We start from the raw sequence: 20,399 nt of genomic DNA, 5'->3' as shown, positions 1-20,399 counted from the left end.
AACGTGAGTGAAGCGACGAGCGTGACAGTGAAGCTGGACACGAGTGCGCCAAACGCGCCTGAAGTAACAGCGCCGGCGTACTGGAACGCATTGAGCACGAAGCGGGAACTGACGATAACCGCAGAAGCAGGCTCGACGGTGAAGGTATACAAGGGAACCGAAGCCACGCCGTTCTACAGCGAAACGATCGGCACGACCCCGTTGGCGGTGACGATCGCGGATGCGGTCACAGGAGACAATGTGTACCGCGTGACGGCGACGGACGCGGCGCTGAACGTGAGTGAAGCGACGAGCGTGACAGTGAAGCTGGACACGAGTACGCCAAACGCGCCTGAAGTAACAGCACCGGCGTACTGGAACGCGCTGAGCACGAAGCGGGAACTGAGGATAACCGCAGAAGCAGGCTCGACGGTGAAGGTGTACAAGGGAAGCGAAGCCACGCCATTCTACAGCGAAACGATCGGCACGACCGCATTGGTGGTGACGATCACGGATGCGGTGGCGGGAGACAATGTGTATCGCGTGACGGCGACGGACGCAGCGTTGAACGTGAGTGAAGCAGCGGAAGTGACAGTGAAGCTGGACACGAGTGCGCCAAACGCGCCTGAAGTAACAGCACCGGCGTACTGGAACGCATTGAGTACGAAGCGGGAACTGACGATAACCGCAGAAGCAGGCTCGACGGTGAAGGTGTACAAGGGAAGCGAAGCTGCGCCGTTCTATAGCGAAACGATCGGCACGACCGCATTGGTGGTGACGATCACGGATGCGGTGGCGGGAGACAATGTGTATCGCGTGACGGCGACGGACGCAGCGCTGAACGTGAGTGAAGCGACGAGCGTGACAGTGAAGCTGGACACGAGTGCGCCAAACGCGCCTGAAGTAACAGCACCGGCGTACTGGAACGCGCTGAGCACGAAGCAGGAACTGACGATAACCGCAGAAGCAGGCTCGACGGTGAAGGTATACAAGGGAAGCGAAGTCACGCCGTTCTACAGCGAAACGATCGGCACGATCCCGTTGGTGGTGACGATCGCGGATGCGGTCACAGGAGACAATGTGTATCGTGTAACGGCGACGGACGCAGCGTTGAACGTAAGTGAAGCAGCGGAAGTCACAGTGAAGCTGGACACGAGTGCGCCTAACGAGCCGGAAGTAACAGCACCGGCGTACTGGAACGCGCTGAGCACGAAGCGGGAACTGACGATAACCGCAGAAGCAGGCTCGACGGTGAAGGTGTACAAGGGAACCGAAGCCACGCCGTTCTTCAGCGAAACGATCGGCACGATCCCGTTGGTGGTGACGATCGACGATGCGGTCACAGGAGACAATGTGTATCGTGTAACGGCGACGGACGCAGCGTTGAACGTAAGTGAAGCAGCGGAAGTCACAGTGAAGCTGGACACGAGTGCGCCTAACGCGCCTGAAGTAACAGCACCGGCGTATTGGAACGCGCTGAGCACGAAGAGGGAACTGACGATAACCTCAGAAGCAGGCTCGACGGTGAAGATATACAAGGGAACCGAAGCCACACCATTCTACAGCGAAACGATAGGCACGACCCCGTTGGTGGTAACGATCGCGGATGCGGTCATTGGAGACAATGTGTATCGTGTAACGGCGACGGACGCAGCGTTGAACGTAAGTGAAGCAGCGGAAGTCACAGTGAAGCTGGACACGAGTGCGCCGAACGCGCCGGAAGTAACAGCGCCGGCGTATTGGAACGCAGCAGACACAAATCATGTATTGTCCATTATGGCTGAAGCGGGGTCAACCGTCCAAGTATACAAAGGAATGTCGGAAACACCTTTCTATTCGAAAAGTTCGGAGGGGACCGTTCACACCGTGACGATTACCGATGCGGAGGAGGGAGTAAACACTTACCGCGTCACCGCAATAGACGAAGCAAAAAATGTCAGTGCAGCTAGCGAGAAGACAGTTATCCTGGATACAATCGCACCTAGCGCGCCGGTGGTGGATGCACCTCCTTACTGGAACAAGACAAACGAGGTTCATCAAATCAACATGACTGTAGAAGCAGGTCAGGAAGTGAAAGTGTACAGAGGATCGTCAACCGTGCCGTTTTATACTCACACCCCATCCGGGACTTCTATATTCGTCCACGATCCTAATGCGGTAGAAGGCCCTAATTTGTACAGAATTACCGCGACGGATGCAGCAGGTAATGTTAGCACAGTGGTCGAGAAGACGGTCATTCTGGATACGATCGCTCCGATGGTGGCCGTGTTGAGCCCGATCACTGAGACTTTCACCAACACGAACCATGTGATCATTCAAGTTCAATCTGAAGAGGGAGCTATTGTTCGGGTGATGGAGGGAAGTTCAGAGTTGGCTAGAGGTGAAGTGAACTCATCCGGCACTGTGAATCTTACCGTTACCCTTACGGGCGAAGGTGAACACAGCCTAAAGCTATTCGCAACTGATTCTCACCTAAATAGCAGTCAGCCGGCGACCGTTCCGAAGATCACGTTGGATACGACTACTCCGTCGATAGAGTTGGTATATCCGAACAATGAGACGTTCATTAACTTCATGAACATCAATATCATTTTAAAAACGGAACCTAACGCAAAAGTGTTCATTCGCAAAGCTGGGGTCGATCAGACCAGCGGATACGCCGCAAATGATCAGGGATTTGTTACGATCCCTTATACGTTTGAAACGGCTGGGCAGCACATGGATCTAAGCGCCAGGGCCGAGGATCGGGCTGGAAATATGGGGTATGCTTCGCTGCCGCCGATTACCGTGGATCCAGTCGGAAGCGTAAGGATTGCGGAAGCAATAGAAGGGCACGTGAATACCAATACCGTAACCCTTTTATTGTCGAGCGGTGGTGCGACTCATATGAGCTTTTCCAATACGGGAGCGGAAGGATCTTACAGTGTTTGGGAACCATACTCCGCGACCAAGTCGAACTACCAATTGACCGAAGGAGCAGGACTCAAAACCGTTTACGTACGATTCAAGGATACAGCAGGCAATGTCTCGTTGCCGGCCCAAGTAACGGTTACGGTTATGGCACCTGAAGTGTCTTTGTATGTACCGGGTTACTCCGGAAATTTGACCCTTGTACCTCAGGCTCAATTCATGCTGGAAGTACGGATGAGCAATTTCACGGGCAATCGGAGCGTATACGGGGTCGAAGTCCATCTGGAGTATGAGCCGGCCATTCGTGCAAATTCAGCAGTGGACGGGAATGTTCTGTCAGCATCCTCCGCATCCGCGTATACTCAGAACTCGACCAGTTCTGGCAAATTCGAATTTATTTATGTAGCGACGCAATATAACGACGGAGGTCCTGGATTGGCGCCAACCAGTATAGACTCAAATGGCAGGACGCTGTTCTCGATTCCGTTCTATGTGTCCGATACCATGCAGGGTACGATCCGCATCACCAAAGTGTTGGTCGTTAACGGCAATAACGAAATTGTCGGGGATTCTACCAAGAGCCCATCTGATCCCAAATACATCAAAACGGATTCTCTGATCGTATTTGGAGGCGGTATCTCTTGATTAGATCCTGGATTACAAAACTTGCGGTCGCGTTGGGAGTATGGCTCGTCCTGGGGTTCGCCCCAGGGGGACCAACTTTCAACGATTCGACTGCAGAAGCAGCCCTGACGCCGCCTTCGGCCCAGGACTCCTGTGCTACCGTATCAACAAGTGTATATGCGGCGGTATACAGCCACACGTCGGGTTTCACCACATGTTATGAAACCGCGAGTTTCGTGATTCCGGAAGACGGCGGCGCACTGTATGAACTCACGATCGAAGAGAGAGCCGAGTCCGTGCCGGAAGGGGCTCGAGTGTGGGTCGATCAGGGCGGAAACGTCAAGAAGGTCAACATCTCCGGTCGAACGGCTCAAATTCAGTTGGACCGGGCCCAAGGCAATACTTTGAACATCTCCATACTTCCTTCCGGTATGGAGGGATCGGTGATTCTGGCCAAACCGGTGAACAGCTTCGTTTTCGATCTGCAGCAGTTCGACCAAAACCAAGGAGGCCATTATTTGACCGATGGTATGGCTGCAGGCTTATACGATATTTTCATCCACAAACCGCGTTGGGAGTATGCGGACATTTGGTTAGCGGATAGGATGGGCAACAAGCTCAAAGGTTCCGGCGGTCAGGATCAGGATGGATGGCTGGAATACCCGGGGCACTATGTGTTCTCGCATGTGCCGATCTCCGCGAGCGCACCCATCTATGCGGTCGTGCGGGGCAGCGGAGAATCCGGCGAGAGCGAATACGAGTACGAGGATGCGTTCTATATTGGAGCCCTGCCGGATCAGATTGGATTAATCGAGGCCAGATTCTACGACAGCGAGTCGGAAGAGAGCGCGATCCAGATCGTGAAGCTCGACGGCACGCTCAGGTCAGAGGTTAGCGGAATGGTCGACTTCCCCGCACCCAATTTGATGTTCATTCGCAAACCGTTACAGTACATTGTCGAATGGTATGCCTTTCCGGACTGGGAGCATCAAGTGCAAGTTTCCGTCGACGGTGTGCCATCCCTGTACGGCAGCAGCCATACGATCACCATCAGTGGGGACCGGTATTCGGATGAGAGCTGGTTTGCAACCCGCGAGATCGACATCCGAGGCTTGTGGAACGTCCAATTAACGGGGAGCGGGACGGGGGGCACCCCGTTGAATGTTTCGGGACTCAGGGTATACGCTTGGGGCGATTACGAGGACTTTCCCCAGTTCGGCTATACCGACGCGAACGGGAAAGTGACGTTCCTAAATTATGATCCAGAGATGAGCTATGAGGTCAAGACCGCCCTAATGTATCCCGGATCCCTGGGTCACCCGCCGCGCTATGTGCAGACCGGGCCGCTCGCGGCCGACAATACGTTGCCGGTCACGCTCTTAAAGCTGAGCACGGCACCGGCTGCAGAACCTGTCGGCTTGCAAGACATCGTGCGCCTTGCTCTTCAGCCGGGCATCTCCACCTACGACATCGACCAGGATGAACAGCCGGAAGATGTGAAAGACGATGTTCGTTACTTGCTGCGACTTCTGCTGCCTTACGCAGGACCGGCATAGCGATACGAATCAAGCCTCTTCGTTCGTCCCAATTGGGAGAGCGAAGAGGCTTTTTGTGCCTATCGCCCTCTTCATTTCCACTCCCTCCCAGCCGATAACAACGATAGACCACAGCAAATCGAGCGATGGGAGAAAGGGAGGACGAGAAGCGAAATGAACATCCCTCCTAACAATCAGCGCGACACATTAAAAGATTATGTGCAAAAGCACCCTAACAATAAAATGGCTTGGTATTTGCTGGGCCGGGACTATATGGAGCGGGGCGAGCAGGCGAAGGCCCAGTATTGCTTCATCCAGGCCGGCGAGGTGTACGTGGCCTATGAGGCGAATCCGGCGCCGGAGATTGTGGCGGCGCAGCAGGCTCTGAAAGCGCAGCAGGAGGCGGAAGCCCGCGCGGCGGCGGAGGGGGCGGGCAGCGGCACGGCCGATCGGGCGCACGCGGAGCGAGCCCGCCCAGGCCGTGCCGCCGCCCCACGCCGCGGCGCGCGGCGAGCCGGGAGGACGGCGCTAGCGCTCGTCCTCCTGCTGCTCGTACTCGGCCCGGCGCCTAACGCGCGCGGGCCCGAACCCGACGCGCCGGGCGCCCTCGCCCCGGCGCAGCAAGCGCCCGCCGCCCCGCCCAGCGGCGGCGGCACCCCAGACGCCACCGCCGCACGCGCGATGGCGGTCTACTTCGCCGCGCCGGCCCTGGCCCCGGCGGCGGCACAACAGCAGGCCGCGCCCGGCGACGCGGACCGCATGCTGGCCCCGCTCATTCGCGAAGCGCTGAGCGGCACCCAGACGGCGCTGCTCGTCCAGCCGAGCGTGCTGCGGGACACGACCCTCGCGGCTAACAACAGCACGCCGGCCTCAGCGCCCACCCAAAACCAAGCCGGCTGGCTCGACTGGCTATCGCCGGCCAAGGTACTGTACGGCGTTGAGAAAACCGCCGAAGCCGCCGGAGCTTACAAGCTGTCCGCGTATGACAAGGAGCAGTGCGTCTGCGAGCCGGGAGACCCCTCCGCCGTCCAAGCGCAATACAACGCCTGGAAGGCGGCCGAGGAGCAGCGGCTGATCGTGAGGTCCGCCTGGGAAGCCTACAGCCGGACGAACGGCAAACCGCCGGAATCCGCAGAGGCGCTCGTCCGGAGCTACCCGAACAACGTGCTGCCGGGCTTGACGGCCGAGATGGCGCAGACCGCCGGTGCCTGGCTCAGCGGAGCCGCCCCGCCTCCACAACCGACCGGCGCTACCCCGTCGGCACCGAACGCAGCGCCCGCCCCGCAGTCAGGCGGGGAAGCCACCCGACTGCTGCAACATCCGCTAGAGATTGTAGTCGACAAAGCGACGCACCGGCTCGCCATCGTCAGCGGGAGCGTCATCCTGCGCTCCTATCCGGTGGGGCTCGGCGGACCGCGTACACCCGAAGGGGAATTCGCAATCAGCGAGAAAGTGCGGAACCCGAACGGGAAGGACAACGGCGAGTTCGGCAGCCGCGGGATGACGTTGTCGGACACGAACTATGCGATCCACGGGACGAATCAGCCGACGAGCATCGGCGAGGACCGGTCGCTCGGCTGCATTCGCATGCTGAAGGGGGACGTCGAGGAACTGTTCGATATGGTGCCGAAGGGGACGAAGGTGACGATCGGCCGCGGCTTGCTGCCTGCAGACATCCGGCGCGCGGAGAAGCCGTTCCAGGCGCCGCCGCAAGCGAAGGAGACGAATCCGGGGAAGGTGTACCGATGGTTGAACTGAGTCTGCCCGCCCGGAAATAAGAATGGCGTGACCGTCTAAGCAATCTGCTCTAGCGGCACGCCATTCTCATTCCCATTACGGATTCCAAATCAGCAGCACCGCCATCAGAATGACGATCGCCGCGATAATACCGGCCACCCAGATGATCGCTTTCTTGTTGACCGTTTCCTGCTGCCGACGTTGGGCATAGCTTAGCTTTTTCGGCTTGCTCATGGACATCGACCTCGCATCCTGATAAGATGAAAAGCCCAAACATACTCTCATTATACCAGACGCCTAGCCCGGATGAAAAGGTTTTCAAAGGCTCTCCAAAAGCCGGGACCGGATTCGACACTTTATTTTTGCCGGCGAAAAAGCTAAACTGATCGATAGAGTCGAAAAGAGAACGGAGTGTACATAGACGATGCTTTACCGTAACATTGCCAAGCCGCTTTTATTCCGCATGGACGCCGAGAAGGCCCATCATTTGACCGTCGACGGATTGGGACACGCTTCGGGCATCCCGGGCACGCTGGCCCTCTTGAAAGGGATGTACGGCGTACCGGATTACCCGGAGCTACGCGTCGAGCTCGCGGGACTTAGTTTTCGCAATCCGGTCGGCCTGGCCGCCGGCCTCGACAAGAACGCGGTCGCCGTGCAAGGCTTCTCCGCGCTCGGCTTCGGCTTCATGGAGGTCGGGACCGTAACGCCCCGCCCGCAGAAGGGCAACGACAAGCCGCGTCTGTTCCGCCTCCCGGCGGACGAAGCGCTCGTGAACCGGATGGGGTTCAACAATGTCGGCATGGAACAGATGGCCGTCCATCTGCACAAGGCAGGCCGCTATCCGATCCCGGTCGCGGTGAACATCGGCAAGAACAAGGATACGCCGAACGAGGAAGCCGAGGACGATTACCGCAAGTGCGTGCAGGCGCTTTATCCGTTCGGGGACTTCTTCGTCGTCAACATCAGCTCCCCGAATACGCCGGGGCTTCGCAACCTGCAGCACGGAGAGGAATTGCAGCGGCTGGTCGCCGCGGTCAAACAGGAGATGGAACGGCAGCAGGCCCGTACAGGCGGTGCACCCAAGCCGATGTTCGTCAAGATCGCCCCGGACGTAACCGGTGAAGAACTGGAGTATATGGTAGAAACGCTCGTGCAGGGGAACGTATCGGGCATCATCGCGACGAATACGACGATTTCGCGGGAGGGCTTGACCCATCCGAACGCCCGTGAGACAGGCGGTCTCAGCGGCCGGCCGCTCACAACCCGCGCCACGGAAGTGATTCGCGGTGTCTACCGGGTCACGCAGGGCAAGCTGCCGATCATCGGGTGCGGGGGAATTTTTTCGCCTCAGGACGCATATGACAAAATACGGGCCGGGGCCCATCTGGTTGAGGTGTACACGGCTTTGATCTATAAGGGGCCCGGGCTGATTCGCGAGTTGAACGAAGGTCTTAGGGAGCTGCTGAGGCGCGACGGCTTCACCCAAATTTCGCAAGCGGTCGGAGCGGACCATCACTAAATGCCGCGAGATGGCTATACTAGCAATAAGAGATCCCGGAGAGCCATCGCGGTTTCGGGGCATGCCAGTGTCCGGCATGGGATTTACAGAAGTGGAGGTAACACGATGGACAGCAGGGATTGGGGGAGGTTTCTGCTCCCTTATGAGCAAGCGGTCGAAGAGCTGAAGGTGAAATTCAAAACGCTGCGGACGGAGTTCAAAAGCCGGGATGAGTACACCCCGATCGAGTTCGTGACCGGACGCATTAAGCGCATTTCCAGCATTCTAGAGAAGGCGAAGCGGCTGAACGTGCCGATGGATAAATTGGAGACCGGTATCGAGGACATCGCCGGCATTCGCATCATGTGTCAGTTCGTGCAAGACATTCACCGATTGTCCGCCTTGATCCGCGCTAGAAAAGATATGGTCGTCGTTTACGAGAAAGATTATATTACGAACAACAAAGAGAGCGGCTACCGCAGCTACCATATTATTATCGAATATCCGGTGCAGACGTCGCTCGGCCTGAAGCCGGTCTTGGCGGAGATCCAGATGCGCACGCTGGCGATGAATTTCTGGGCGACGATCGAGCATTCGCTCAACTATAAGTTCAAGGAGCATCTGCCGAGCGACATCAAGGTACGCTTGCAAAATGCGGCCGAAGCCGCCTACCAGCTCGATCAAGAGATGGCGAGCATCCGCGACGAGATTATATCCGCGCAGCAGCATTTCGAGGACAAGACGCATCTCGTGTCTCGGGTGCTGAACGGGATTCAGGATCTCTATTACTACCATCGGATTCGGGAAGCGGCGCAGTTCCAGTTGAAGTTCAACGAGCTGTGGGAGACGGAAGACATGTGGCAGCTGAAGGAGCTGTCCCAAGAGCTGCAGGAAGCGCTGCAGAGGGCCAAGCGGAGCAATAGCTAGCCCCGGAAAAGGAGTGGTCGCGAAGTGATTGCCTATGACCAGCTGTACGTGGAATATTTGTACTATTTCAACGTGGAACGGGACTACTTCGAGTGCCATGAGGTGATGGAGGAGCTCTGGATGGAGGAAGGCCGGAACCCGCTTCACCAAGGGCTGCTCCAAGTCGCAGTGGGGTTGTACCATCACCGGAACGGCAACGTCGGCGGGGCGATCAAGCTGTTCGAGCAAGGGATCGAGAAGCTGGAATATTACCCGCGCATGAGTATGGGCATCAACCTGGGCAAGCTCGTAAACGATGCGAAGCAGTATGTGGCCAAGCTGGAGCGGATCGAAGAGGAACCGTTCGAGTTCTACGACCTGAACATCGAGATTGTGCACTCGGAGTTAGAGGCGATGGTGGAGGAGCTGAAGGAGTTCCCGCCGATCAAGCATGAGCCGGAGTGAGAAGCTTCCCGTATAAAAGACACAACAAAAGGCGCGGACCCGGTTGGGGCTGCGCCTTTTTGCGGTATGTCGGTAATTTACTTTGGTAGGTCCGATCTGAGCGAAGGGGATAGTGGCTATAAGGAAGGAAAAGAGACGCGTTTGAGAACCTCTCCGCTAGAACGCTAGGGACTCACACGGCTCTCTTGCCCTTTACTTTTTCTTGTTCGTCTGGAAAAATTGCTTGTAATTGTCCGGTGCCAGGCCCGGTTGCCCGTCATGCGAGACGCCGCCCTCGAGCCGGCTCACTTCCTTGCCGTCGCGGAAGACGACGAGCGTTGGCGTAGCGCTGATTTTGTACGTCGACCACTCTTTCTCGTTCTCCCACAGGTTCAGCTGCTTGAGGTCGATGCCGGCTTCCTTCGCGATCGGATTCAGCACCGGTGTCGTGGCCTGACAGTGTACGCACGTCGTCGAGAAGAAGTAGACGAACGTCTCTTCCTTGCTGTCGATTTTCGTTTTCAGCGCGTCGGGCTGGATAATGTTCTGGTAGTTCGGATCGTTCAGCTGCTGCACGGTCTCGGGCTTCAGCTTGGAGACGTCGACCCCGTAAAGCTGCTGGGCTTTCGCTTTCGTAGCCTCGTCGATGTTCGACAGTCTGGCTTCGGTCTTGGACTTTTCGCTTTGTTGGTTTACAATGAACAGAAGGGCGAACAGCCCCACGATAATGCCTAGATAAAGAAGCAGTTTTTTCATGCCGCACCTCAATAATCGTATAAAATAATTTAGCGCATCCGTATAGTAGTTCGGCTCTGCGCGCGTCATCTCCTGCTCCGATGGGCGGGAAAATATGAGGATTTCATGAACTCGCGGCTACGAGACCGAGAAAGTGCAGGCTGTACACCCGATGCCCCTATTATTGCCCGATCCGTTTTTACATAAAATGCAAGCTTATTTGCAAGATGAATACCCGGCCTTCCTGGCCTCCTACGAGGCGGAGCGGACGAGTGGCCTGCGCCGGAACCCGCTCAAGCTGACCGCTGCACAATTCGCGGCGGTCTCTCCATTCGGATGCGAGCCGGTAGCGTGGGCGGAAGAAGGGTACTACCTCCGCGAGGGCGACCGTCCGGGCAAGCATCCTTACTACCACGCCGGCTTGTACTACATCCAGGAGCCGAGCGCGATGGCGCCGGTCGCCTGTCTCGACGTGCAGCCCGGCGACCGGGTGCTCGACCTGTGCGCTGCCCCGGGCGGCAAGACGACGCAGATCGCCGGCAAGCTGCAGGGGCAAGGCGTAGTCGTAGCTAACGACATTCACCCCGACCGGATCAAGGCGGTGGTGAAGAACGTAGAGCTGCTCGGCGTCCGCAACGCGGTCGTCTGCAACGAGACGCCGGAACGGCTGGCGGATCGGTTCACCGGCTACTTCGATAAAATTCTTGTGGACGCCCCGTGCTCCGGAGAAGGCATGTTCCGCAAGGAGCCGGAGATGGTGAAGGCGTGGAGCCTGGGGGAGGTGGCGAAGTACGCCTCCATGCAGGCCGACATCCTCCGCAGCGCGGCGCGGATGCTGAGGCCGGGCGGCCGGCTCGTCTATTCGACGTGCACGTTCTCCGCGGAGGAGAACGAAGCGACGATCGCCGGCTTCTTGGACGCGCATCCGCAGTTCCGGGTCGTGCCGATCGACACGCGGCACGGAATCGAGCCCGGCCGGCCGGGCTGGCTGCCGCCGCTCGCCGTCTCGGCGGGAGCCGCCGAGGCGACGCGCGGTACGGCCCGGCTGTGGCCGCACAAGCTGCGCGGCGAGGGCCACTACGTGGCTGTGCTCGCTCGCGACGCCCGCACCGGTGCGCCAGCGGAGGCGGCGCCTGCCGCGCATGCAGCCCGCGACGCCGCGGCCAGCGTGCCCACGGGCGGCGCCTCCCGCGCCGCAGCGGTGCACGCGACCGCCCGGCGCGAGCCGGCCGCTCGGCCGGGCAAGCCGCTGCGGCGAGCGGCCGGCGGGCCCGAGCGGGCGGCCACCGCGGCGGCTTCGTCGTCGGACCGCGCCGCGGTCGTCGCCCGCTTCTGGGCGGAGCAGCTGCGGCTGTCGGCCCCTGCGGCCGAATCGCTCGCTTTCTCCGGCGACTATGTGTACGAGGCGCCGGACGACGTGCCGGACTTGGCCGGGCTGCGGGTGATGCGCCCCGGCTGGTTCCTCGGCACGATTCGCAAGGACCGGTTCGAGCCGTCGCAAGCGCTCGCCATGGGACTGACGCGGGAGCAATCCATCCGCGTCATCGAGCTCCGGGCGGAGTCTCCGGATGCGATCCGTTATCTCAAAGGCGAGACGCTTCACCTGCCTGAGGGGGATGTGCTCCGCGCGGACGCTTCCGTTCCCGCCAAAGGCTATGCGCTCGTCTGCCTGGACGGCTATCCGCTAGGGTGGGCGAAGTGGCAGGACGGACTCGTCAAGAACGAATACCCGGCAGGATGGAGGTGGACATAGATGAAAACGACGCAACGACTGGACAAGGTGCTCGGCCATATGGGGTATGGCTCGCGCAGCGAGCTGCGCCGGCTCGTGAAAGCGAAGGGGATCACCGTAAATGGACGGACGGTGTCGGACAGCGGCCAACAGGTGAACCCTTATGAGGATCTTATAGAGGTGAATGGGGAGAGGGTCGTCTACAAAGAATTCATCTATATTATGCTGAATAAGCCCGCCGGCGTCATCTCCGCTACAGAGGATACCCGGGACCGCACCGTGATCGATTTGTTGGAGCCGGACCATCGGCAGTTCGAGCCGTTCCCGGTCGGCCGGCTGGACAAGGATACGGAAGGCTTGCTCCTGCTGACGAACGACGGCAAGTTGGCTCACAATCTGCTCTCTCCCCGCAAGCATGTGCCGAAGATGTATTTTGCCGAAGTGCTCGGTCTGGTGGATGCCGCAGATGCCGAGGCGTTCGCACGAGGTGTCCGCCTGGATGACGGGTACGTAACGATGCCGGCTGAGCTTGTCGTGCTCAGCCGATCCGAAGAAGGCTCCAAACCGGTCTCGAAGATCGAGCTTACGATCATGGAAGGCAAATTTCACCAAGTGAAGCGCATGTTCGAGGCTGTCGGGAAGAAAGTGCTGTACTTGAAGCGGATGTCGATGGGGCCGCTGCTGCTGGACGATCACCTGCAGCCGGGCGAGTCGCGCGAGCTGACCCACGAGGAGCTGGAGGCGCTCCAAGCCCATCAAGAAGGCAAAGTAGCAACGGTTTAGGAGGAATTGAGGTTGAAATACAAGCTTATCGCGCTCGATGTAGACGGGACATTACTAACCGACGATCACGAGCTGACCGCTCCGACGATCGAGACGATCCGGCAAGTGAATCAAGCCGGAGCGCAAATCGTGCTATGTACGGGCCGAGGGCCGGGCAATGCGATTCCGGTGATGGAGGAGCTCGGACTGCAAGGTGCGGTTATTACGCACAACGGGGCTGCGACGATCCGAACGGAGGACCGCTCTCTAGTACACCAGGTTCCGTTCGAGGCGGCGGAGCTGGAAGCGTTCATCCGGTATTGCCGGGAGCATCGGGTGCATTATGACTATTCCACCGCGTTCCATCTGCATATCGATACGGATTTGTCGGAGCATTTGGAGGAGATGTATCGGAAATTCCAAATGACGCCCTTCCGGGTAGCGGACGTCAGCCGGATGGAGGAGCTTGCGGTCAAGTTTACCGTGTATTCGCCGGACAAGGAGCGGGTGGATCAAGTGGAGGCCGATTGGTCCCAAGCCGGCAGCCGTCTTCGCGTGCTGCGTAGCGGCGACTTTTTCATAGACGTCATGCATGCGGAGGCTTCGAAGGGCCATGCGCTCCGAGCCTTATGCGGGTCGCTAGGGATTCCCCGCGAGCAAGTGCTCGCCATGGGCAATTATTATAACGATATCGAAATGCTGCAGTTCGCCGGCTGGGGTATCGCGATGGACAACTCGCCGGAGGAAGTGAAGCAGGCGGCCGATGAAGTCACCGTGTCGAACAACGAAGGCGGCGTATACCGCTCGCTTCGGAGGTTGTGCCTCTAGCGCAAGAACCAAAAAGGATTGACGGCGAAGCCGTCAATCCTTTTTGGCATGATACATAGTCCCGGTCGGATTATCAGAAGCACCAAGAACGAAGAACGATGACCAGCAAGATGAACAGGACCAGGATTATACCCATTGTTGTGCCAAGTACGCCAGCGGACATTGAAAATTCCTCCCTGTTATGTGGAATATCCGATGCCAGACAAGCCAATCCGCTTGTGTCGACCCCCAGCCGTTGTCGATGGGGGTTATGCGTCGCTATAGGGAGTTTGTCTGGCCACTCGGTATACCTCATAGTATTACGCCCTCCCGGATTCCGTTTGGACAAATACCCTGCTGCATAGATTTTGGGCGATTAATCAATAATGTTAACGAACGATGCAGCTGGAGGTGAATGGAAAATGGCCCATGTTACACTAAGACCGGATTTGAAAACGTCAAGCGGGGAAATATGCGACATTATGGTTGACGGCCGCTACGTCGGCACGATGGCGCTCTTGTTCCGGGAAGGGCATCGCGTCGCCGGTTCCATTCAATTGGACCGCGATACGCTTACAGGCAGCGAACGCCAAGAGACGGTCGATTTCCTGCAAGGGTATGTGGAGCAGCTGGTGGCGGCGGTACAGGCGCACGATTGCGAGGTGGTCGTCACTTATAGCCCGTACGACCACATTATCGCTTCGGATTCGGAGATGGGGGATGTCCAGGAATTCCTCGGCTCCGGCGCGAGCGAGACGGATTGGGCCGCGCCCATTGGAGGTCTCAACGACTATGAGGAGGACGATGCGGACCTCGTTGATGTCGATCCGGATGATCTCGACACCGTGCAGATGCTGCGCGATCCGAGCTACTATGAGCTTGTCCTCGTAGGCGAGAGCCGGAACCGGGTGGAGTATCATATTTACGACCGGGACGGCGATTGGATTGCGGAGGCGTTCCTGAGCATTCGAGGCACCGATGTAACGGGGGAAGTGATCTGGAACTACGAGCCGCTGGAGGACGAAATTGAGCCTGTTGTCGAACTGATTGTCGCCGACTTCGACGAGGACGAGATCGATACGATACAGCTCGATATGATGCACCAGGGCGTAATCCTCGAAACGATCGAGCTGGCCCACGAAGATTTGCTCGGCGACGACATGGCGGACGAAGAACTGCTGGAAGAAGAAATGATGGACGATGCAGACGACATGGACAGCGAGGACTACTACCCGGCCGGCGAGCACGACTACACGGTGGTGCTGGCACGGGATGACGGGGATGCCAAAATGTACGATATTTATCAGCAGCGCCATGGTGGATTCCCCGTCGGCACGGCCACGATCGATCTCAGCGAGAACGGGGTGTCCGGCTACATCGAGTTCCGGGATTCCGAGTGCTCGGAGGACCGGGAGGAGATCGGGGCGCTGCTCATGCAGGAGCTGGATAAGGAAGGGGACTTCGACCAGGTCCATCTTACGATGCTGTTGAACAATCGGCCGATCGATGAGATCGTCTACTCTACGGAACAACTGCATTAAGCGGGGTTCAGGTCGGGGGGCGCCAATGGCGCTCCCTCTATTTTTTCAAAGATATATCTAAATAGGGTACGTATATAAAAGGTTCCATTTCTTGATAAACTCTTATTTGTTCTACAAAAAATGTTGGATAGGGCATTAAAAATCTCTGGGCTTCTCGTGCCATTTCTTTAAGTTCCTCTGGACTCATACCAAAATAGGTCTTGCCGAGCGTTAGATGGGGTACGAAATCTTCAAGTTCGAAATATTTCTTGATAAGTTCTTTTGGTGGATTAATTAGCTGCACTATTTTTTTATGAAGTTGATACAACTCTTGAGATTTCATGCTTAAATACACTACATAATCGCCGAAAAATCGAGGCTCAGTCAGTGTAATCCGAAATGGAGAAAAATCCTTACACAGGTTTTCTAAATCATCCAGCCATCGTAAGTCTGGTGTTAATCCTCCTTGTGCTTTCAAAGTGATGTGAGGTTCAACCGCGTTAACGACACCATTGCTTTTCCAATTTCTTTGAAAGCTGATGATTTTCTCCCTATAATCCCTTGGAGGTACAATCCCAATAAAATACTGCATTTTCTTCTCCCCAATCCCCTTTTTGCCATGCATCTTGTAAGGCAAAATTGACCTGTTTGGGCCGAATGCGTTAGAACAACCAGCTGATCCGTTTCTAATCAACCTGTGAAATAGCTTAACTTCTCAAATTCAACAGCTGATCTTTATTTCCTTTCAGATGATGTGAGATTGGGAGTCCCTTACTCCGGTATCAACTTTTCGAGCCTTATAGGCACTATCCCTTTCACTCAGGAACGAGAGCAATAAGGTTGGACGGCTGGCTACAGGGCAAAGGGAGGTCGCGATTGCGTGTGCGGCGGTATCAGAGTAAATGGCATAAAAGTGATCCGGTTGGCAAAATTGTACTGTTCTGAGCGAAAGGGATAGTGGCTATAAGGAGCGGATGGAGGGTTGGTAGTTGAAGAACTCGAGCGCGAGTGCGGCCAAGGGCGTGAATGGGATAGGAGGGATGGGGTACCCAGACCGCGTGTCGTCTGTGGTACAATGGTAGGACAACAAGCGTTCTTAGGAGCGATGGACATGCCGTTCGAACGGTTCGCGGAGCTCGTCTCCCATGTGTATTGGCATCGCAAAGCGGAATTCATGCTCGATAGCGACATCTACGAGAGTTGGACGATCTTCGCAGTAGAAGAGGGGAAGTTCCGCTATCGGATCGGGGATCAGACTGGCGTGGCGGCTGCGGGAGAATTGGTCGTGTGCCCACCGGGAGTAGGCTTCGGCCGTGAAGTGATCGAATCTCTGTCGTTCCATTTTTTTCATTTCAACTGGAGTGAAGCATTCGAGCAGCATGAAGCGGGAATGAGCGATTTCATCCGCGGGTGCAAGGTGGAAGTCGAAGATACGCACCGGTTGTGGTCGACGTTCCGTTTGCTGAGCCGGAAAGTTCCGGGCCCGATCGGGTTCGCGGCCACCCAGCATTTGCTGAACGACCTGCTGCTTCAACTGGCGGTGGAACGGGAGGAGAGGCGGTACGCGCCCGCCCAGGACCGGACCGACGACCCGGTCATGCAGCATGCGATGATCCGGATGCGGGATCTCGCCTACTCCCCGTTCAGCATGCGCGCCTTGGCCGAAGAACTGGAGCTGACGCCGGTGCAGCTGACGCGACGGTTCCGGTCCTTTTGCGGTCAAACCCCGCAGCACTTCGTAACCGAGCTCCGGCTGCGCCGGGCAACCCATCTCCTCACGGAGACGTCGCTCAGTCTGGAGCATATCGCGCAGCAGTGCGGGTACGAGAACGGCTTCTACTTGAGCCGGATTTTTCAAAAGAAGAAGGGAATCAGCCCTTCTCAGTATCGTAAGTTAAATAAACTCTAAGCGAATGGACCCGGAGGCATTGGGCTGCCGGCGGGTCCTGTTGTTATTCGTGAGGCCACTCGCGCTTGGATTAGGGCAACAGCTTGAAGCCGCCCATCGCTCGCATCTGGCCGCCTCTCAACATATAATCCTTGACCGTCCTTTGCATCGACGACTGCTCCGGAAGCTGCTCGACGGGGCATACGTTGCAGTCGAACAAAAAATTGTAGAAGCTGTCATCCCCGCCTCCGATCGGATACAGATGGAACTGGGATTGAAATTGCACAATATTGGCCGAACGCGGAAGCAGCGTTCGCAGCTGAGGATCCAGCAGCCACGAGGAGCAAACGTACGCCTTGAACTTCAATTCCGGGTAGTGCGTGCTGTAGAACGGGCTTGCTTGCACGTACGAAGCTTCATACAAGTCCGCTGTCAGCCGGCCGTCCGCTGGGATATGCACATCATAGACAGGGTCGCCCGGCGTGAGGATGCACTGCCATTCGGCAAGATCGAGGGTGACGGTCTCTCGGGAAGCGTATCCGTCCTCTGAGATCGGGTGGCCCGTAATGCGCCCATCGTGCTCCTGCAGGATGGCGGTCCATCGGTGGTCAAGGTCGAACCGATTGTTCGTTCCGTCGATCAGTCCGTCGCGTCTATAGATCAGGCCCGGGGCAGAGAGAGCGGTGATCCGGCCGTCCCCCGTATGGCGATACACATGCACGTGCTGACCGAACATGCGGATACCGAACTGCAGCCGGCCTAGCCGATACAGCTCGGCACGGTAATGGTTCATGAGCCAGCCCATATATCTCATGCCCATTCCCGGCCTTCCGTTGCGCCGCTCGAAAATGTTCATGCTGTTGTTCACGTCCCACATCGTGTCGGCTACGATCGCTTCCGGGATGCCTCGTTCGGCATGAAGGGCCTGCAGCCTCGGAGTGCCGGACAACAGGACGACGGCCGGGAATAAGCCCGCGGCCAGAGGACCGCGATTCGCCGGCATTGGCCATGCCCCGACGGGTTCGCCCTTGACACGCGCGACGAACAAGATGTAGTGCCACAACCAGGCCAACCGGGCCCAGTTCTCGTCATTTACGATCAGGTCGGCCGTTTGCACGATACAGTCCAGCTTGTCCTGAGGCAAACGAGCGTAGGCGCCGGCAGACCGGATGAAACCGGGCTGAAGAAATTCGATTGTGCCTGCGCCGGGGTAAGAGGCGGTTGCCGCTTCCCAGTGGACGGACCAGCTGTCGGGAACCGCGGGCAGCTCCAGTGCTTCCGCAACGGTTGCTAGTATTGGTTCGGTTGCCATCTTGAGTAATACTCCTTTTGCAAAGTAACGGCATGGGTGTCTTGCTTGATTACCTGCAGCTTGCGGGCCATGCAGTCGATGAGGTAGCGCAGCATGCCGCGCCCGATCCGCTCGCTGGCGCCGGTCGGATTGCCGGCGTAATTGTTGGGGAATCCGGCGTACCACCCGACCGCCGTATAGATGCCTTCGCGGCCGAGGGCGGACAAGCGCTTCTGGTCGCGGAAGTCCTCGTCGTGGATCCGCTCCATGTCGACGAGCTCCGGATGGATCCCTAGCATGAGCGCGGTCTCGAGGAATCCCGCGTGGTCGGTATCGTAGCCGGAGGCGATCAAGTCGGCCATCACTTGGCGATCCGTCTCGGTCAGTTCGTCGTCCGCCGAGGCGAGGAGCTGTCGGATCGCCGGCATGAACTCATGCTGAATGTCGACGGAGTAGACGACATAGTCCCGCGGATGCTGTTGGGTGCTCTGGATGAAATATTTGATCAGGAACGGATTCCCGCCGTGCGCATTCAGAATGACGATCTTCGTAAAGCCGTTGCGTCCGATCTCCCGGCACACTTCGTCGAGCGTACTGAGCAGGACATCGTGCTTGACGCATATGTTGCCGGGAATATGCTGGGCGCCGGCCAGCTGTCCGATGTAGTAGTCGGGGAAGACGACCGCCGGCTCCCGCTTGGCGGCCTCCGCCGCAATGGTGCGGGCGACGATCATATCGGTGCCGATCGGCATATGCGGCCCGTGCGACTCCATCACCCCGAAGGGCAGGATGCACACGCCTGCGGCTTGTTCACGGGCGCGCTTGAACGCGGGGGCGCTTAACTGCTCCCATAGCATAGAGAGAACCTCCTTGAGCGTCTGGTGGAATATCATACACATTCCACGTGTTTGGGGAAATCCCTGCAAGTTGGAGGGCACAGGTTGAATGGATATGGTAGGATGTAGGGTATAAGTTTTGGCTCAAGCGGGATGGACGGGAAGGGGAGTCGGGGAATGATTCTTGTACACGTCGGCGGGACGCCCTACGAGATCGGCTATCAGCATGGGGTGCAACTGAGAGCGTTGATCGACGGGTTAGTGAAATACGAAACGCGGGACTATGACCGAGCGGTGGTGGAACGAAGTGCGGAGCTGTATCAGTCTCTCGCTTACATCGAGCGGCATGCGCCGGAGTTCGTAGAGGAGTTGAATGGAATTGCCGATGGGGCTCAAGTGGATTATGGACGGCTGTTGTATGTGAATTTGAAGTACTTCCACTATTGTACAACGGTCTCGTTTTCGCATTCGGCGGACGGCCCGTTGCTAGGCAAAAATTTGGACTACCCGGGCTTTTGCTTTCTAGCGGTATTCCGAGTCCTGCCGGATCGAGGGCTCCCTTTTTATCAAATTGCGTGCGCCGGGACGGTGTCCCCTTTGGGCGGTCTGAACGCTCATGGATTGGCTTTGGGCCATTCGGTCGTGTTTTTGAAAGATGTGCCGAAGCATTATGATGGGCTGCCTGTCTCGTTTCTGCGCCGCCAGGTGCTGCAGTCGTGTTCCACCACGGCGGAAGCGGTCGAGCGAATCGTGGCGACGCCTACGATCCGAGTCGGGGACAATATTGTCCTGAACGACCGCAGCGGCAACACCTGCGTGATCGAGAAAGCTCCGCAAGCCAGCCGAGTTCTCGGGCCGGTCGATGGGGCTGCTTATTGCAGCAATACGTTTACTCACCCGGAGCTTAGGGAGTTGGCGCAGCCGAAGGACGAGCCGGTGCAGCGGTTTGGCCAGGTGGCTGCGCTTCTTGCCGAGCGCACCGATGGAGCGTTATCGGCTCAGTCCCTGGAGCGCGTCCTGGGGTATGCGGACGGGGCTTGCCCGATCCGACGCAAGAGCACCCAGATCAGCTACATCGCCTACCCCAGACAGTTGATGATGAAGATCGCGGATGGGTACCCGGATGTTCACGGGTATGAGGACTTTGTGCTGACGTTTTAGGTGGATGCGTTTCAGCGGTTGGCGTTGCCAA

Annotated in this window: 17 protein-coding genes; 12 read left to right on the top strand and 5 right to left on the bottom strand. The window is 57.6% G+C overall.

What is annotated here, in order from left to right; translation table 11 throughout:
- The 3 genes from ACI5FR_RS26555 to ACI5FR_RS26545 form a co-directional block, all read left to right on the top strand.
- On the top strand, positions 1–3,534 hold a 3,534-nt coding region (locus tag ACI5FR_RS26555), incomplete at its 5' end, for a hypothetical protein (RefSeq protein ID WP_405460086.1).
- Positions 3,531–5,069 carry a hypothetical protein gene (locus ACI5FR_RS26550; protein WP_405460085.1) on the top strand — a complete coding sequence of 513 codons (1,539 nt, stop codon included), beginning with the start codon at positions 3,531–3,533 and terminating at the stop codon, positions 5,067–5,069. The genes ACI5FR_RS26555 and ACI5FR_RS26550, both read left to right, overlap by 4 nt.
- Before the next feature lie 153 nt (positions 5,070–5,222).
- Entirely contained in the window at positions 5,223–6,806 is a 1,584-nt protein-coding gene (locus ACI5FR_RS26545) for a L,D-transpeptidase (RefSeq protein ID WP_405460084.1), read from the top strand.
- 75 nt (positions 6,807–6,881) lie between these two features.
- Here the strand turns inward: ACI5FR_RS26545 and ACI5FR_RS26540 are convergent, their stop codons facing one another.
- A complete protein-coding gene (locus tag ACI5FR_RS26540) occupies positions 6,882–7,019 on the bottom strand; it encodes a hypothetical protein (protein WP_405460082.1) in 138 nt (45 codons plus the stop codon).
- A gap of 190 nt (positions 7,020–7,209) precedes the next feature.
- Here ACI5FR_RS26540 and ACI5FR_RS26535 point away from each other — a divergent pair, with 190 nt between their 5' ends.
- The 3 genes from ACI5FR_RS26535 to ACI5FR_RS26525 all read left to right on the top strand — a co-directional run bounded on the left by ACI5FR_RS26535 (position 7,210) and on the right by ACI5FR_RS26525 (position 9,657).
- Complete coding sequence (locus ACI5FR_RS26535) at positions 7,210–8,307, top strand: quinone-dependent dihydroorotate dehydrogenase (RefSeq protein WP_405460080.1); 1,098 nt, start codon at positions 7,210–7,212, stop codon at positions 8,305–8,307.
- Between the two features lie 105 nt (positions 8,308–8,412).
- Positions 8,413–9,213 carry a GTP diphosphokinase gene (gene yjbM, locus ACI5FR_RS26530; protein WP_405460078.1) on the top strand — a complete coding sequence of 267 codons (801 nt, stop codon included), beginning with the start codon at positions 8,413–8,415 and terminating at the stop codon, positions 9,211–9,213.
- A gap of 27 nt (positions 9,214–9,240) precedes the next feature.
- Positions 9,241–9,657, top strand: a complete 417-nt coding sequence (locus ACI5FR_RS26525) for a DUF309 domain-containing protein (protein ID WP_405460091.1) — start codon at positions 9,241–9,243, stop codon at positions 9,655–9,657.
- A gap of 192 nt (positions 9,658–9,849) precedes the next feature.
- On the opposite strand, the gene ACI5FR_RS26520 is transcribed toward ACI5FR_RS26525, so the two are convergent.
- Positions 9,850–10,392, bottom strand: coding sequence for a thioredoxin family protein (locus tag ACI5FR_RS26520; RefSeq protein WP_405460076.1), 543 nt, complete (start codon positions 10,390–10,392; stop codon positions 9,850–9,852).
- Positions 10,393–10,543: 151 nt separating this feature from the next.
- On the opposite strand from ACI5FR_RS26520, the gene ACI5FR_RS26515 reads away from it, so the two are divergent.
- The 4 genes from ACI5FR_RS26515 to ACI5FR_RS26500 all read left to right on the top strand — a co-directional run bounded on the left by ACI5FR_RS26515 (position 10,544) and on the right by ACI5FR_RS26500 (position 15,213).
- Entirely contained in the window at positions 10,544–12,124 is a 1,581-nt protein-coding gene (locus ACI5FR_RS26515; protein WP_405460075.1) for an RsmB/NOP family class I SAM-dependent RNA methyltransferase, read from the top strand.
- A complete protein-coding gene (locus ACI5FR_RS26510; RefSeq protein WP_405460072.1) occupies positions 12,125–12,886 on the top strand; it encodes a pseudouridine synthase in 762 nt (253 codons plus the stop codon).
- Positions 12,887–12,898: 12 nt separating this feature from the next.
- Positions 12,899–13,693, top strand: a complete 795-nt coding sequence (locus tag ACI5FR_RS26505) for a Cof-type HAD-IIB family hydrolase (RefSeq protein WP_405460071.1) — start codon at positions 12,899–12,901, stop codon at positions 13,691–13,693.
- Between the two features lie 401 nt (positions 13,694–14,094).
- Entirely contained in the window at positions 14,095–15,213 is a 1,119-nt protein-coding gene (locus ACI5FR_RS26500) for a hypothetical protein (RefSeq protein ID WP_405460069.1), read from the top strand.
- A gap of 37 nt (positions 15,214–15,250) precedes the next feature.
- Here ACI5FR_RS26500 and ACI5FR_RS26495 read toward each other — a convergent pair whose 3' ends face one another.
- Positions 15,251–15,784: a 2'-5' RNA ligase family protein gene (locus ACI5FR_RS26495; RefSeq protein ID WP_405460067.1), complete on the bottom strand. Its 534-nt coding sequence runs from the start codon at positions 15,782–15,784 to the stop codon at positions 15,251–15,253.
- Between the two features lie 519 nt (positions 15,785–16,303).
- Between ACI5FR_RS26495 and ACI5FR_RS26490 the strand changes: the two genes are divergently transcribed.
- Entirely contained in the window at positions 16,304–17,101 is a 798-nt protein-coding gene (locus ACI5FR_RS26490; RefSeq protein WP_405460065.1) for a helix-turn-helix domain-containing protein, read from the top strand.
- A 70-nt stretch (positions 17,102–17,171) separates the two neighbouring features.
- Here the strand turns inward: ACI5FR_RS26490 and ACI5FR_RS26485 are convergent, their stop codons facing one another.
- Both ACI5FR_RS26485 and ACI5FR_RS26480 read right to left on the bottom strand, forming a co-directional pair.
- Entirely contained in the window at positions 17,172–18,392 is a 1,221-nt protein-coding gene (locus ACI5FR_RS26485; RefSeq protein ID WP_405460064.1) for an acyltransferase domain-containing protein, read from the bottom strand.
- A complete protein-coding gene (locus ACI5FR_RS26480) occupies positions 18,371–19,228 on the bottom strand; it encodes a creatininase family protein (RefSeq protein ID WP_405460062.1) in 858 nt (285 codons plus the stop codon). Before ACI5FR_RS26480 ends, ACI5FR_RS26485 begins: the two co-directional genes overlap by 22 nt.
- Before the next feature lie 156 nt (positions 19,229–19,384).
- Here ACI5FR_RS26480 and ACI5FR_RS26475 point away from each other — a divergent pair, with 156 nt between their 5' ends.
- The gene (locus tag ACI5FR_RS26475) at positions 19,385–20,368 is read left to right on the top strand and encodes a C45 family autoproteolytic acyltransferase/hydrolase (RefSeq protein WP_405460060.1); all 984 of its coding nucleotides are present in this window, start codon (positions 19,385–19,387) and stop codon (positions 20,366–20,368) included.
- The last annotated feature ends 31 nt before the right edge of the window (positions 20,369–20,399 follow it).

This window comes from Paenibacillus sp. HJGM_3 (assembly GCF_045062745.1).
Taxonomy (GTDB): Bacteria; Bacillota; Bacilli; order Paenibacillales; family NBRC-103111; genus Paenibacillus_AA.
Note: the sequence above shows the minus strand (reverse complement) of the source record. Positions and strands in the feature narration are given on the sequence as shown.